This is a genomic window from Bacillus sp. FSL W8-0645 (assembly GCF_038007905.1).
GTDB classification, from domain to species: domain Bacteria; phylum Bacillota; class Bacilli; order Bacillales; family Bacillaceae; genus Bacillus; species Bacillus pumilus.
In genome coordinates, this window is record NZ_JBBOYC010000001.1 from 3,450,247 (window position 1) to 3,465,381 (window position 15,135).

At 41.8% G+C, this 15,135-nt stretch carries 19 protein-coding genes; all 19 read right to left on the bottom strand.

Translation table 11 applies throughout. From position 1 onward, the window contains the following. Position 1: 1 nt before the first annotated feature. Entirely contained in the window at positions 2-868 is an 867-nt protein-coding gene (locus NST39_RS17890; RefSeq protein ID WP_044140144.1) for a F0F1 ATP synthase subunit gamma, read from the bottom strand. Between the two features lie 88 nt (positions 869-956). Beyond that, positions 957-2,465 (bottom strand): F0F1 ATP synthase subunit alpha, encoded by a 1,509-nt coding sequence (gene atpA / locus NST39_RS17895; protein WP_034660286.1) that lies wholly within the window; start codon positions 2,463-2,465, stop codon positions 957-959. A 16-nt stretch (positions 2,466-2,481) separates the two neighbouring features. Next, entirely contained in the window at positions 2,482-3,027 is a 546-nt protein-coding gene (locus tag NST39_RS17900) for a F0F1 ATP synthase subunit delta (RefSeq protein ID WP_106029539.1), read from the bottom strand. Then, complete coding sequence (atpF, locus tag NST39_RS17905; RefSeq protein ID WP_044140145.1) at positions 3,024-3,545, bottom strand: F0F1 ATP synthase subunit B; 522 nt, start codon at positions 3,543-3,545, stop codon at positions 3,024-3,026. Before atpF ends, NST39_RS17900 begins: the two co-directional genes overlap by 4 nt. A 131-nt stretch (positions 3,546-3,676) precedes the next feature. Continuing rightward, complete coding sequence (gene atpE, locus NST39_RS17910; RefSeq protein WP_044140146.1) at positions 3,677-3,889, bottom strand: F0F1 ATP synthase subunit C; 213 nt, start codon at positions 3,887-3,889, stop codon at positions 3,677-3,679. Between the two features lie 54 nt (positions 3,890-3,943). Further along, on the bottom strand, positions 3,944-4,678 hold the full coding sequence (gene atpB / locus NST39_RS17915) for a F0F1 ATP synthase subunit A (RefSeq protein ID WP_044140147.1): 735 nt from the start codon (positions 4,676-4,678) through the stop codon (positions 3,944-3,946). A gap of 7 nt (positions 4,679-4,685) precedes the next feature. Beyond that, the gene (locus tag NST39_RS17920; RefSeq protein ID WP_341029618.1) at positions 4,686-5,069 is read right to left on the bottom strand and encodes an ATP synthase subunit I; all 384 of its coding nucleotides are present in this window, start codon (positions 5,067-5,069) and stop codon (positions 4,686-4,688) included. A gap of 523 nt (positions 5,070-5,592) precedes the next feature. Next, the gene (upp, locus tag NST39_RS17925) at positions 5,593-6,222 is read right to left on the bottom strand and encodes a uracil phosphoribosyltransferase (protein ID WP_003214553.1); all 630 of its coding nucleotides are present in this window, start codon (positions 6,220-6,222) and stop codon (positions 5,593-5,595) included. Positions 6,223-6,369: 147 nt separating this feature from the next. Then, positions 6,370-7,617: a serine hydroxymethyltransferase gene (gene glyA / locus NST39_RS17930; RefSeq protein ID WP_044140149.1), complete on the bottom strand. Its 1,248-nt coding sequence runs from the start codon at positions 7,615-7,617 to the stop codon at positions 6,370-6,372. Positions 7,618-7,794: 177 nt separating this feature from the next. Further along, entirely contained in the window at positions 7,795-8,334 is a 540-nt protein-coding gene (locus NST39_RS17935) for a TIGR01440 family protein (RefSeq protein WP_044140150.1), read from the bottom strand. 12 nt (positions 8,335-8,346) lie between these two features. After that, a complete protein-coding gene (gene rpiB / locus NST39_RS17940; protein ID WP_044140151.1) occupies positions 8,347-8,796 on the bottom strand; it encodes a ribose 5-phosphate isomerase B in 450 nt (149 codons plus the stop codon). A 140-nt stretch (positions 8,797-8,936) separates the two neighbouring features. Next, positions 8,937-9,395 carry a low molecular weight protein arginine phosphatase gene (locus tag NST39_RS17945; protein ID WP_044140152.1) on the bottom strand — a complete coding sequence of 153 codons (459 nt, stop codon included), beginning with the start codon at positions 9,393-9,395 and terminating at the stop codon, positions 8,937-8,939. Positions 9,396-9,458: 63 nt separating this feature from the next. Continuing rightward, complete coding sequence (locus tag NST39_RS17950) at positions 9,459-10,013, bottom strand: manganese efflux pump MntP (RefSeq protein WP_268486397.1); 555 nt, start codon at positions 10,011-10,013, stop codon at positions 9,459-9,461. A gap of 60 nt (positions 10,014-10,073) precedes the next feature. Continuing rightward, positions 10,074-11,126: an L-threonylcarbamoyladenylate synthase gene (locus NST39_RS17955; RefSeq protein ID WP_341029624.1), complete on the bottom strand. Its 1,053-nt coding sequence runs from the start codon at positions 11,124-11,126 to the stop codon at positions 10,074-10,076. Between the two features lie 161 nt (positions 11,127-11,287). Then, a complete protein-coding gene (locus NST39_RS17960) occupies positions 11,288-11,731 on the bottom strand; it encodes a GNAT family N-acetyltransferase (RefSeq protein WP_341029626.1) in 444 nt (147 codons plus the stop codon). Between the two features lie 63 nt (positions 11,732-11,794). Then, on the bottom strand, positions 11,795-12,451 hold the full coding sequence (gene spoIIR, locus NST39_RS17965) for a stage II sporulation protein R (protein ID WP_341029628.1): 657 nt from the start codon (positions 12,449-12,451) through the stop codon (positions 11,795-11,797). Between the two features lie 119 nt (positions 12,452-12,570). Further along, entirely contained in the window at positions 12,571-13,050 is a 480-nt protein-coding gene (locus tag NST39_RS17970) for a hypothetical protein (RefSeq protein WP_003214608.1), read from the bottom strand. A 142-nt stretch (positions 13,051-13,192) separates the two neighbouring features. Further along, positions 13,193-14,077 carry a peptide chain release factor N(5)-glutamine methyltransferase gene (prmC, locus tag NST39_RS17975; RefSeq protein WP_341029629.1) on the bottom strand — a complete coding sequence of 295 codons (885 nt, stop codon included), beginning with the start codon at positions 14,075-14,077 and terminating at the stop codon, positions 13,193-13,195. Continuing rightward, positions 14,067-15,134 (bottom strand): peptide chain release factor 1, encoded by a 1,068-nt coding sequence (prfA, locus tag NST39_RS17980; protein WP_341029631.1) that lies wholly within the window; start codon positions 15,132-15,134, stop codon positions 14,067-14,069. Before prfA ends, prmC begins: the two co-directional genes overlap by 11 nt. Between the last annotated feature and the right edge of the window lies 1 nt (position 15,135).

The window sequence follows — 15,135 nt, forward strand, 5'->3', positions numbered from 1 at the left end:
TCTATTCTAAGGCAGCTGCTCCGCCGACAATTTCTGTAATCTCTTGTGTAATCGCTGCTTGACGAGCACGGTTGTAAGAGAGTGTCAGGCTGTCGATCAATTCCTTTGCGTTGTCTGTTGCACTCTTCATTGCTGTCATCCTTGCAGCATGTTCACTTGCTTTACTGTCAAGAAGCGCACCGAAAATCAAACTCTCTGCATATTGAGGAAGGAGAACTTCAAGAATTTCTTCTTCAGAAGGCTCAAACTCATAAGATGCGGAACGTTTATTGGGTGTCGCTGCGGCCGAAATGTCCGTTAGCGGCAATAATTTCTTCTCCGTTACTTCTTGTGAAATGGCACTGACAAAGTGGTTGTAGAACATGTAAAGTTCGTCAAACGCTTCATCAGAGAACATTTGAACTGTACTGCTTGCTAATTCTTTAATATCAGCAAACGCTACTTCGTCTCCAAGCCCTGTGACTTCAGAAATAACTGGAATACCGCGCTTTTTGAAGAAGTCGCGTCCGATTTTACCAATCACAATCACCGTATATTCATCAGCGGATTGATGACGAGATTGAATGGTTTGGTAAGCGGCACGCAAAATCGAGCTGTTAAAAGGTCCTGCAAGTCCTCGATCAGATGTAATGACGAGATACCCTGCTTTCTTGACAGGTCTTGAAAGAAGCATTGGGTGCTTAGCACTTGTTCCAGTTGCGATTGCAGCAACGACTTCCTGGATTTTCTCCATGTAAGGAACAAAAGACTTCGCATTGTTTTCAGCACGATTCAGTTTCGCAGCTGATACCATTTGCATCGCTTTTGTGATCTGACTCGATTTTTTCGTTGACGTGATCCTTGACTTTATATCGCGTAATGAGGCCAAAGATTTCACCACCTTTTTTCAGGAATCCGTGTTCATTTACGTGAAAAGAGAGAAAAAGAGAATCTTTTTCTCTCGGAAAGATTACTAATTAGTTGCTTGGTGCAAACGTACGTTTAAAGCCTTCGATTGCTGTATTCCACTCTTCATCAGCAGGCATGTTTCCTGTTTGAGAGATTGTGTCAAACAAGTCTTTATGGTTTTCTTCAATGTACATGAATAATTCAGCTTCGAAACGTTTGACATCAGCAATCGCGACATCGTCTAAGTATCCTCTTGTAAGTGCATAAAGAATCGCTACTTGTTTTTCAACTTTAAGCGGTTTGTTCAAGTCTTGTTTTAAGACTTCAACTGTTCTAGCACCACGGTTTAATTTTGCTTGAGTCGCTTGGTCTAGATCAGATCCAAATTGAGCGAATGCTTCAAGCTCACGATAAGAAGCAAGATCCAGACGAAGTGTACCTGCTACCTTTTTCATCGCTTTGATTTGTGCAGAACCACCTACACGGGATACAGACAATCCTGCGTTTACTGCTGGACGTACGCCTGAGAAGAAGAGGTCAGATTGTAAGAAAATCTGTCCATCTGTGATTGAAATAACGTTTGTTGGGATATATGCAGAGATATCGCCAGCTTGCGTTTCTACGAAAGGCAATGCTGTGATAGAACCGCCACCCTTTTCGTCACTAAGCTTCGCTGCACGCTCTAATAAACGAGAGTGAAGATAGAAAACATCACCAGGGAATGCCTCACGACCTGGAGGACGACGAAGCAATAATGAAAGCTCACGGTAAGCTGCCGCTTGTTTAGAAAGGTCATCATATACAACAAGTACGTGCTTGCCGTTATACATGAATTCCTCACCCATCGTTACACCTGCATAAGGAGCAAGGTAAAGTAGCGGAGCTGGCTGTGATGCAGAAGCTGTGACTACAATTGTGTAATCAAGCGCACCATGCTTACGAAGTGTTTCAACAACACCACGAACCGTTGATTCCTTTTGTCCGATCGCTACATAAATACAGATCATGTCTTGATCTTTTTGGTTTAGGATGGTATCAATTGCAACAGATGTTTTACCTGTTTGACGGTCACCAATGATCAATTCACGCTGTCCACGTCCGATTGGAATCAAGGCATCAATTGCTTTAATCCCTGTTTGAAGCGGCTCATGTACAGATTTACGATCCATAACGCCTGGTGCTTCACTTTCGATTGGACGAGTTTTGCTTGTTAAAATTGGACCTAGTCCATCAACAGGCTGACCAAGTGGGTTCACAATACGTCCGATTAACTCTTCACCAACTGGAACCTCCATGATACGACCTGTACGTTTTACATCGTCACCTTCGCGGATATCTTTGTAAGGTCCTAAAATAACGATACCTACGTTAGACTCCTCAAGGTTTTGAGCCATACCCATTACACCGTTAGAGAACTCAACCAGCTCTCCTGCCATAATGTTGTCAAGGCCATGTACACGCGCGATACCGTCCCCTACTTGGATGACTGTACCGACATCTTTTACTTCAATTTCAGATTGATAGTTTTGGATTTGCTGCTTTATCAGCGCGCTAATCTCTTCAGCTTTGATACTCACTAAGGTTTCACCCCTTCTAACGATTTTCGCCTGCAAGCTGACGTTCAATGCGGGAAAGCTTTCCGCTGACACTGCCGTCATAAATGCGGTTTCCGATACGGATTTTCACTCCGCCTATTAGATCCTTGTCAATCACATTTTCAACACGCAGTGATGTGACTCCGGCTTTTTTGGCAAATACTTCAGATAAAGATTGAATTTCAGCACCGCTCAGCGGTTTCACTGAATACACGATCGCATCGTCTATTTGTTTCGTGCGGTTTGCCAGTTTCACAAACTCAGACGTCATTTCAGAGAAAATATTCGTGCGTCCGCGGTCAATCAATAAATACATTGTGTGCAATACATGTGTCGAAACACCTTTGAAAGCTTCTGCAATCAAATGTTTCTTTTTGTCTGCCGTAATCTTTGGATGAACAAGAAAGTCATTCAATTCTTGGTCAACCTTTAGAACTTTTTTGATCTCATTCAGCTCTTTTTCAGTTTCGTCTACTGCCGAAGAAGCAAGAACGATGTCAAAAAGAGCAGAAGCGTAACGCTTAGAGACAATAGTCACGCTCATCGGCTTTCGCCTGCCTCTTTAAGATACTCTTGAATCAATTTCTCTTGTGCTTGCTCATCAAGTTCTCTTTCAATCACTTTAGATGCAATAAGTACAGATAGTGATGCAACCTGCTCGCGCAGTGCAGCCACAGCTTGTTCTTTTTCTTTCACGATTTCAGTTCTAGCAGACTCTTTCAAGCGCTCTGACTCTTGACGTGCTGCTTGAATGATCTCTTCTTTTTGTTTCTCACCAATCTTTTTCGCATTTTCGATGAGTGTATGTGATTCTTCGCGTGCTTCTTTCAATAAGACACGTTGTTCTTCAAGAAGCTTTTCAGCTTGAACGTGCTTTTGTTCAGCACTTGAAATTTCATTTCCTATATAATCTTCACGCTGTTTCATAATCCCTAATAAAGGCTTAAGCGCAAATTTCTTTAAAAGTGCAAGCAAGATGAGCAAACTTAAAAGTTGGAAAATCATATCTCCACCTGTAAATACACCAGTACTTGCTCCTAGTACCATTGGTAACTGTGACATATTTGTTAGGCAACTCCCTTCCTAAAGTTAATTGTTAAGAAACCATAAAACATAAAGGAATGGCGAAGGTTCTGTCTAGAATGATCTTCGCCATTTCGTCTCATATAGTCTATAGTGCAGTTCTTAACACATTAACCAAAGAATGCAAGGAATGCGATAACTACTGCGATGATCGGAACGGCCTCAACTAATGCAACCCCGATGAACATAACTGTTCTTAACTCTCTTCCAGCTTCTGGTTGACGAGCAATACCTTCTACTGTTCTTGAAACGATTAAACCGTTACCAATACCTGCACCTAGTGCTGCTAAACCAATTGCAATTGCTGCTGCTAAAATATTCATTTATAAAGCTCCTCCTTTAATTTACGTCCACATAAGGACAAGAAAATTTTAAAATTAATGTTCGTCGCTGACTTTATGAGAAATGTACACCATTGTCAGCATAGTGAAAATGAATGCTTGGATGGCTCCAATAAACAGACTGAAACCTTGCCAAGCAAGCATTGGCACAATCGCACCAATTGTTCCGACGATGCCAAGCCCAATATTTTGAGCATAAAAATTCGTGGATAATCCTGCAATTAGACCAAGCAAGATTTCCCCGGCGAAAATATTACCATAAAGACGCAAACCGAGCGTTAGCGTGTTTGCAAATTCTTCAATAATCTTAAGCGGGAATAGAAATGGAATAGGCGCGAGGAAACCTTTTACATAATTCTTCATTCCTCTATGTTTAATCCCATAGTAATGAGACAGACCCACAACAGTAATCGCTAGAGTGAGTGTAATGCCTGGATCAGCAGTAGGTGATTTCCACCAAAGCTCATTTCCAATAGTAATGGCAAATGGTAAACCAAGCATATTAGAGACAAATATGTACATAAGCAATGTGACGCCAAGTGCAATAAAAGGAGCACCTGTCTTCATGTCCATCGAGCTTCCAATAATATTACGGACGAAATCAACAACCCATTCCATAAAGTTTTGTGCCTTGGTTGGACGGATTGCCAATGTACGTGTAGTAAGAACTGCAATGAGAAAAACGATGATGCTGGCTACAGTAATCATAAGAACATTGGACATATTAAATGTTAATCCTAGAAATTCTTCTGTTCTTGCACCGTGGTTCAAAGAGTATTCACCTCTCTTCCGTTGTAGAGCGTTTAAGCTGAATGAAGGAATCTATCATAATGACAGGATAAATTGTCATTAATCCAAAAACAATACCTACCAGATGAACAAATTCTGGGTAACGCCAAGCAATGGCAACTGCGATAAGTCCGTTGCACCATCTTGCCGCACTTCCTAGAGATCGCACAGGTTTACCTGTTTCAATGGAGTGATCAAAAGCATTCATTCTTCGAATCACAAGCAGTAAATTAAAAAAACTGAATAACGTGCCGATAATTAAACCAAGAAATATTGTTTTATAACTTGGCAATGCATAACCTAAAACAAATGCAGCCAAGATATATAACAAACATTTACTTTGCCTACGAAAAATAAGGTTTGGCTCATCCATCAAATATCTATCTCCTGATGAAGAATTTTGTGAAAAAAGTCAATAAATGGTGATTAAATCCATAGAAAAGACATTTGTTTTTACGCCGTTCTATTCAGAAAAACAAATCACCAAGAAACTGATTGTGCAATCAGACTTGACATCTTAAAATTTATGGGGTTCTGCTTCATTAGCTGGTATGAACCCATTTTTTTCGGGGTTTTTTAGGATTCATATTGAGGATTGATAGAGTGCTATAGGCTATGAAAACCTTACCATAATACCCTCGTTTAGCATACAATAGGCTCTATGATGTGTCAATCAGTTGAAAGTTAAAAAACTTTTCTATAAATATTGGCGCACACAGAATGTTCACATTTTCAACATAATTGTATAAAAATATCACAAAGCACTCGAGAAATATGAGAATCCCCAAGGTTCATAACAGGACTCCCTATGACGAACGTCCTTTAAAAATTTAAATAAGAGCATTTTTTAAAACAAAGAAGTCAAGTACGTGATATGTACATGACTTCTTTGTTAATTATTTCGTTCCATACATACGGTCACCAGCATCACCAAGGCCTGGGATAATGTAACCTTTTTCGTTTAATTTCTCATCTAATGCTGCAATGTAGATATCAACGTCAGGATGATGCTTTTGCATTTCTTCTACACCTTCAGGAGCAGCAATCAGACACATGAAGCGAATGTTTTTCGCCCCGCGTTTTTTCAAGCTGTTCAATGCTTCGACTGCTGAACCTCCAGTTGCAAGCATTGGATCTACTACGATAAATTCACGCTCTTCCACATCAGATGGAAGCTTCACATAATATTCAACAGGCTTTAATGTTTTCGGATCACGGTATAAACCGACATGTCCCACTTTAGCAGCTGGAATGAGTTTCAAAATCCCGTCCACCATTCCAAGACCTGCTCTTAAAATTGGCACAACACCGAGTTTCTTCCCTGAAATTACGTTTGATTTCGCTACTTGTACAGGTGTTTCTACATCTACCTCTTCAAGCGGTAAATCCCTTGTGATTTCAAATGCCATTAATGTTGCGACTTCATCCACTAGCTCTCTAAATTCTTTTGTTCCTGTATGAACGTCACGAATATATGTAAGTTTGTGTTGAATAAGCGGGTGATCAAATACATAAACCTTTGCCATTGCTTGCTACAACTCCTTTTCTGTCATCTTCCGGTGAACTTTGCACACTTCCTACAATTCTACATAAAAAGACATCATCTTTCAATATGATTCGCAAATCCTACAAAAAAAACCCATATGCCAAAAATAGGCAAATGGGTCTGCTTTTTAATAATCTAATTCGCTATATAGAGGGAAGCGGGCAGTTAGATCAGATACACGCTTTTTCGCTTCTTCTAATTTCGCTTCATCTTCATGATGTTTTAGAGCAAGCGCAATAATGGAACCGACTTCTTTCATTGCCTCTTGATCGAAACCGCGGCTTGTCACTGCTGCTGTACCAACACGTACACCACTTGTGACAAAAGGTTTTTCTGGATCATAAGGAATCGCATTTTTGTTCACTGTAATACCGATTTCATCAAGAACATTTTCTGCAATTTTTCCTGTAATGCCAAGAGAACGCAAGTCGATAAGAACAAGATGGTTATCCGTTCCACCGGACACAAGCTGAATATCTTCAGATAAAAGGGTTTCAGCTAACTGCTTTGCATTGTCAATGACGTTTTGTGCATACGTTTTAAAATCTCCGTTCAATACTTCACCGAAAGAAACAGCTTTTGCAGAGATGACATGCATCAGTGGTCCACCTTGAATACCAGGGAAGATCGATTTGTCGATCTTTTTACCAAACTCTTCACGGCATAAAATCATTCCGCCGCGAGGTCCACGCAATGTTTTGTGAGTTGTCGTTGTCACAAAATCTGCATAAGGAACTGGATTTGGATGAAGACCTACTGCAACAAGACCTGCAATGTGAGCCATGTCGACCATAAAGTAAGCACCGACTTCATCCGCAATCTCACGGAACTTTTTGAAATCAATTTGACGTGGGTATGCACTTGCACCCGCAACAATTAGCTTCGGCTTATGTTCACGTGCTTTTTCAAGTACATCTTGATAGTCGATATGCTGCGTTTCTTTATCAACACCATATTCTACAAAGTTGTACTGTACACCACTAAAGTTAACAGGGCTTCCGTGTGTTAAATGCCCGCCATGTGATAAGTTCATACCTAGCACTGTATCGCCATGCTCAAGAATGGTAAAGTATACGGCCATGTTCGCTTGAGCACCTGAGTGAGGCTGTACGTTCACATACTCAGCGCCAAAAATTTCTTTTGCGCGGTCACGTGCGATATCTTCTACAACGTCTACATGTTCACAACCGCCATAGTAGCGTTTACCAGGGTAGCCCTCTGCATATTTGTTTGTTAATACAGAACCCTGCGCTTCCATGACTGCTTCGCTTACAAAGTTTTCTGATGCAATTAATTCAATTTTGTCTTGCTGGCGTTTCCGCTCTAGTTGAATTGCCTTGAATACTTGTGCGTCTTGCTCAGGTAAATGTTTCATCAGCGAAATCCTCTCCAATCTATTTCCATTCGATGTTTTCACCATCTCATTGTACACGGTTTTTGAGTGAAATGTAAAAGTTTTTTTGGGAAATTGACTTCTTTTTTTGCGAAAAACCGAATATTCAAGTGGTGAAGCGCCTTCATCATTCAACATTATATTAGAAATATATCTAAGCTAAGATCTTGTATAAACCGCTCGTTCTCCGCCAATCAGCTTCGGACGCGTTTTCGCAAACGTCACATGTGCATGTCCTAATTGATGACGACTAAGACGAACAGGTACAGCGACTCTCTTTAGATGCATCCCAATGAATGTATCACCGATATCGATTCCAGCATGCGCCTCGATGGATTCAACTAACACAGGATGTTCCATGTGCTGATACGCATGAGCCGCCATCGAACCACCCGCCTTTCGGACAGGTACTGCCGCCACAATCTCTAGGTTAAGCCGGAAAGCCACTTCTTCTTCCACAACAAGAGCACGATTCAAATGCTCACAGCACTGGAAAGCGAGGTCAATGCCGGTCTCTCGTCTTAGCTGATCCAATTCTTGATAAATGGACGCAGCTATTTGCTCACTTCCTGCTGTCCCAATATGCTCACCAGCCACTTCTGATGTACTGCAGCCGATCACTAAGATTTGCCCAGCACGCAGTTCGACCATTTGATGAAACTCTTTTAACATTTCAAGCCAATCTTGACCAATGTTCATGTTAAGCGCTCCTTATAGGTGCTTTTCTTCGTAATCAGCAATCTTACCAATCCGTACAGCATGTCGTCCTGCCGTAAATTCTGTTGTCAGCCAAATATGTGCAATCTCACGAGCTAATCCAGGTCCAATGACTCGTTCTCCCATTGCAAGGACGTTTGTATCATTATGTTCTCTAGTCGCTTTCGCACTAAATGTATCATGCGCCAGCGCACAGCGAATTCCTTTTACTTTGTTTGCCGAGATACTCATACCGATGCCTGTCCCGCAAATTAAAATGCCGCGGTCCACTTCTCCGTTTACCACCATATTGGCTACAGGAAAAGCATAATCTGGGTAGTCTACAGAACCTGATCCACATTCACAACCCATATCAATGTATTCAATCTTCAATTCATCCATCAGTTGTTTGATTTCTTCACGAATATTCGTTCCGCCGTGATCGGATGCAATAGCTACTTTCATCGGGCAATTCCTCCTAAGGGTGAGTTGATCTGTTAAGCCTTACATTTATTTTTTATTTACAGTTATATTTTAACCTCTGCTTAGTCATTTGCAAACAAAAGCAGAAAAACCGTTGTTGCAACGGTTTTACAGGTTGTCCATTATGATGATGTCCGATCCTTTTTCAATTTCTCAGCCAGCTGATGGAGCAATGCTTCAAGTTCATCACGTGTTTCCTGATAAACAGACAGGCTTCCTCCAAATGGATCGGAAACATCGCCTTCTGTTCCTGTTGCGAATTCCTTTAGAGTGAAGATCTTGTCTTTTGCATGTGCATATTGCTCCACAATCAACTGTTTATGCTGCATGGTCATGGTGAAAACGTAATCAGCTTCTCGCAGAAGATCCTCTGTCAGTTTTGCTGAAGAGTGATTCAGCGGAATGCTTTTCTCAAATAACGCTTCGACCGCTTGAGGAGAAGCCTTCCCAGCATCTGAGGCAAAAATGCCCGCTGATTTAACAGTGACCTCTAAACCTTTATCATGTGCAATTGAAGCAAAAAGGGCTTGAGCCATCGGACTTCTGCATGTATTTCCCGTACAAACAAATAAGATTTTCATCTTTCGCCCTCCTTTTCTTCTATTATATAGCATTTCATTCTACATGTTATGTAAGGAGACTGACTAGAGCGGAAATAATAATTTGATACCAAAGGCTAGTAAAATGATTCCGCCAAGCGCCCCGCTATATGATCCCACCCATGATCGAACCTGTTTACCGAGTAATAATCCAAGCCATGTGAGGATCATACTAAAAAAACCAAACAATAAAATGGTCATCCACACGCGAGAACCGTAAATTCCAAGGCTTAAACCAACGGAAAAACTATCTAAGCTGACACTTGTTGCAAAAAGAACAAGACCAGTGCCCACAGGTGCGATAAATGGTTTATCTTCTTTACGAATAGACGCAGTGATCATTTGCAGCCCGAGCACCAAAAGCAGCGCCCCGCCGATATAGGTGGCAAGGAGACCGAGCCAGCCTGATAAGAGCTGACCTGTTAACATACCAAAAAGCGGCATAAACATATGAAATATCCCAATGACAAGTCCAATATAAATGATCTGGCGGAACCTCAGCTGAATCATTCCCATGCCAAATCCAACCGAAAAAGCATCCATCCCCAGTGCAAAAGCCATGATGCTGAGCGTCAGCAATTCGCCAGCTAGTTCGTACATGTAAATCCCCCTTGGACACGCATTCTCCTTTAACCTATGTTTGTCCAAGAAGGGTTAGAACTATTTGAATGAAGAGAGGATTCGGCCTCCTGCCGCTTTTTGCAGACGGTTCATAATTGCTGAACCAACCCCCTGCTTTGAAAAGGCTTCTGAAACAATAACATCTACATCTGTCTCATCAAATTGTCTTAGTACACGATATAAGTTTGCCGCTATCGTTTCAGGTTTTTCTCTCCACCCACAGCTGAAAACAACATCTGCCGCAAACAACGATTTCTTTTCTTCTGTTGTCAGCACACCAACTTTGAAACCTTCCGCCTGATATGTTTGAATGTGACGCTGCATCTCTTCATCACTTCCAAAAAAGAGGTACATTTTAGCTTCAGGGGCATAGTGTGTGTATTTCATCCCTGGCGATACAGGCGCCTCGTCCTTTTTTGTCAGCCCTGGGTCAATACTGACCGTTCCTACTACCTCTTCTAAAGCTTCTTTTGTAATTCCGCCCGGTCTTAGGATGACTGGAATCTCGTCGACACAGGATACAACTGTTGACTCAACGCCAATACCAGTTGAACCACCATCGACAATCCCAGCGATTCTTCCATCGAGATCACTCGCTACATGGTCAGCTTGTGTTGGTGATGGTTTGCCTGAACGGTTGGCACTTGGTGCGGCAATCGGCAGGCCAGCCGTTCGGATAAGCTCCAGCGCAATCGGATGGTCAGGCATTCTCACACCGACCGTGGATAAACCTGCCGTGACCTGCTTTGATAAAGTGCCCGGCTTACACGGAAGAACAATGGTTAAAGCACCCGGCCAAAAGGCATCCATCAATGCCTTTGCTTTTTCGCTTTCTATTTGTGCAAATTCATGAAGCTGCTCAATCTCCGCAATGTGGACAATCAATGGATTATCACTTGGACGCCCTTTCGCTTCATATATTTTCATGACAGCTTCTGTGTCTTTCGCATTAGCCCCTAGTCCATACACTGTCTCTGTCGGAAAAGCGACCACTTCGTTTTGCCGCAATAACAACGCTGCCTGTTCAATTTGTGGATAGTATGTGGATAAATCCTTTTCTAAATCCACAGACCACCTTTTTGTATTTAACATCATACAAACTCCTTTTAAAAAAGATAAAACTGTTGATATATCTCAATTATCCTTTTGAAAGTATAAAAGATGATGATCAATAAAACAAGCGTTGTCCACAATTTGTGGATAACGCTTGTTTAACAGTGGATAAGTATGTGTATAAGTTCAATATATTGTGATTAACTGGCTTTTTTTTGAAGAACCACAGCCTGTTCTTTCGTTAAGATCTCTTTTGCATGTGCAGATACCCACATGCTTTCTGGAATATCCTCTAAAGCCGTGAAGCCCATCAATGCCAAAAAGTCATGCGAAGAGGAGTGGTTGGCAACGACATAAAACGTATCCACACCTATTTTCCCTCCGAGCGTTTGAACACTTTGGAACAAAGACACGATGTGTCCTTGACCTAGTTTATCTGATATGACAAGAGACCGGAGCAAGCCCTCTTGTTCACTAAGCTGTTCAAGACCTAAACACCCTGCCAGCTGACCTTCTGCATCTTCCATGACAACAAATGTCGTACGCTCTGCAATCGTGACGCCGCCTTTCGCTTGTCCCTTTTCAAGAAAAGCATTGATCGCTGGGGCATCTTCTTCTGTGGCTATTCTTAATTGATAAAACATGCTTTCACCTCTTTTTGATCTCTTACTTCAACTCTATGAGGCAAAAACAGATTTATACCTTTTTTAGGAGAAAAGACTAGAGACCCATTCGAATAAAAAGAATTTCACTTCACCCTTCTCTTCTTTCTCTTCTTTGACCACTTCATTCACAGATTCATCTGTTTGCTGTGCTGTCACTTCGTTATCCTCATCCCCCTCTGGCGATGCGATGGCTTCTCCATTTGAAAAATCGATAAAGCAGAGCGGCGGGAATAACACACACCACCAATTGGCTCCATCCCCTTCTCCAAGCGTAATTAAAATGGCTTCATATTTCCCTGCAGGATAAACGAAATTTCCATAGAGCTTTGTTGGAAATGAGGCTTTTTGAAAACTGACTGATACGGATTGATCAATGTGCTGCTCCTTCAATTTCGCTTTGGCAATACGATTGATTTCTGGCAGCCTGGACCGAATCACACGTCTTGCTTCTTCAATGGATGTAAGGTCTTTGACCCATTCTGTCATATTAGCATTGACTTCGTCTCGAATGCTTCTTTTCACATCCTGATCTGCTGAACGATCACTATTTGCTAAAATGCGTAATCGAATGGCTTCGTCTGGTATCACAACAGGCTGATTTGCAGAAGCAGCCGCTGTCTCCTCTCTGCCAAGGTTTGCAAAAGCACCGCATAATAATAGAAACATATAAAGACAAATCATCATTTTACTTTTAAACATGATGTGTTCCCCCCCACTTTTTCTCTTCGCTACAAACATTGTGTCCAGGAAACCCATCTCATAAACAGGAAAAATGATTTTTTTAATAGATTATGAGTCAAATGAAAAAAACCGTTCCATTAAGAACGGCTTTGGAGTGAGGATTGGTAATCGGAAGGGTACAGTCTTCCATCCCAATCTCGGCTGATTTTTAACCCTGCATCTGTTTTGATGACAGTCATTGCTCCTTTTTTCTTGATTTCTTTTTTGACTTTTCCGTTTTGATTAATAAATTGAATCATCATTTCATAGTTAAATTCAATTCTGTCATCGCTTTCATCTGAAGGCGTAAACGTAATTTTCTTCAGCTTAATTTGACAATCTTGATCCTTTGCTGCTTCTAACACGCTTGGGAACATGCTGTCTTGTGTATATTCTTGATATTCATGCTCGGTTAAATAAGACTTCAGCTTCTCCTTCATGTCAGTTAGGTCATCTGTTCGATTCACTGTGTATTGTGCTTTTTTATAGCTTTCTCCAAATGCTGCTGCTTCTTTTTTAAAGCTCGGTTTGCCACAAGCACTCACAATCAATAGTACACTGACGATGACCAACACCATCGCATACCTTCTGTTCACACCATTCGCTCCTTCAAAACAAATTTATGTAAAAAAATCATGATCAGAATGTTCATTCTTCTATATATACGTTTCTCTTTTACCATAAGTTTCATCTTTACATAATAAAATAGTCCGACTTTATTCAGCCGGACTTTCCGTTTTGAATGTGTGCGCAAACAGCTCGGTCTTTCCCATTAATATCCTTGACGATGCGGACATCTGCCGCGGGAAATGACTGCAAGAGAAGTGCTTTTACATCTTGCCCTTGCGTATGTCCAATTTCAAAGACAACGACCGCCTGTTTATGAAGTACATGGTGAAGATCACGAATGAGATGCTTATAAAACCACAGACCATCACGTCCATCTGTCAGCGCATTTACTGGTTCATGCTTCGTAACCACCTCTGACAAGCTGTCCATTTCTTCTGCCGCAATATAAGGTGGATTGGAAATAAACAGATCCACTTTGATGCCCTGATCTTTGATAGGTTCGAGTAAGTCCCCTTGTAAAAAATGGACGTCTGCACCTAGCGCTTGTTGATTCCGCTTTGCTACCGCAAGTGCTTCATGTGAAATATCCGTTGCTGTGACAGATAGTGTTTCTTTTTCAAGAGCGAGCGTAATCGCAATTGCCCCACTTCCGGTGCCAACGTCTACTGCTTTGAGCGGCTGATCGTGCGGGAAGATGTCACTCATCAAATTCAGCGCCGCCAAAACGACCTCTTCCGTTTCAGGGCGAGGAATGAGAACATGTTTGTTCACCTCGAATGGACGGCCGTAAAAGAATTCAATACCTGTTAGATGCTGAACAGGCACGCCTTTCTTGTGCTGCGTGACAAACTCGCTGAACAACCGATCTTGCTCCTCTGGCAGCTGATCATGAAAACGTGCAAGAAGTTCACTTCTGCTTATGCCCAGTACATGCATCAAAAGGAGCTCTGCTGCGTTTTGGTCTCTACCGGCTTCCGTTAACAAAGAAGAAGCCCATTTAAGGGCTTCAAAATTGGTTCGCTGATTATTTTGCATTTTGAAGCTTTCTTGCTTGGTCTTCCATAATTAATGCATCTATGATCTCGTCAAGTTTTCCTTCTAAAATTTGATCAAGCTTTTGAATCGTTAATCCGATGCGGTGGTCTGTTACACGGTTTTGTGGGAAGTTGTACGTACGGATACGCTCTGAACGATCCCCTGTTCCAACAGCAGATTTACGCGTTTGATCATATTCAGCCTGTGCTTCACGCTGGAATTTATCATAAATTCTTGCACGTAACACTTTCATGGCTTTTTCTTTGTTTTTGATTTGTGATTTCTCATCCTGACAGGATACAACCACGCCTGTTGGTAGGTGAGTTAATCGAACAGCAGACATGGTTGTGTTAACACTTTGTCCGCCAGGTCCACTTGATGTGAAAGTATCTACACGGATGTCTTTTTCGTGGATATCAATTTCAACTTCTTCAGCCTCGGGCAAGACAGCAACTGTCGCTGTTGATGTATGAATCCGTCCGCCTGATTCCGTTTCCGGAACACGCTGCACGCGGTGTGCACCGTTTTCAAACTTTAGTTTGGAATATGCGCCTTTCCCGCTGATCATAAAGATAATCTCTTTATAACCGCCAGTTCCAGTCACATTCGCTTCCATTACTTCTGTTTTCCAGCCCTGCATTTCAGCATAACGACTGTACATACGGTAAAGGTTTCCAGCAAAAAGCGCGGCCTCTTCTCCTCCTGCTGCACCACGAACCTCAACAATAACGTTTTTGTTGTCATTCGGATCTTTCGGGATCAGCAAGATTTTCAGCTCGTCTTCTAAGCGTTCCGTTTCCTCTGTGAGCTCTGAAATTTCTTCTTTGACCATGTCGCGCATCTCGGCATCCAGCTTTTCTTCCAGCATTGCTTTCGCTTCGCTCAACTGGTCGTATGCCGCACGATATTGTCTATATACCTCAACAGTTTCTTGAATATCAGATTGTTCCTTTGAATATTCACGAAGCTTCTTAGGGTCGTTCACCACTTCAGGGTCACTTAAATATTCATTTAGCTTTTCATAGCGTTCTTCAATTGATTTTAAACGGTCTAACATG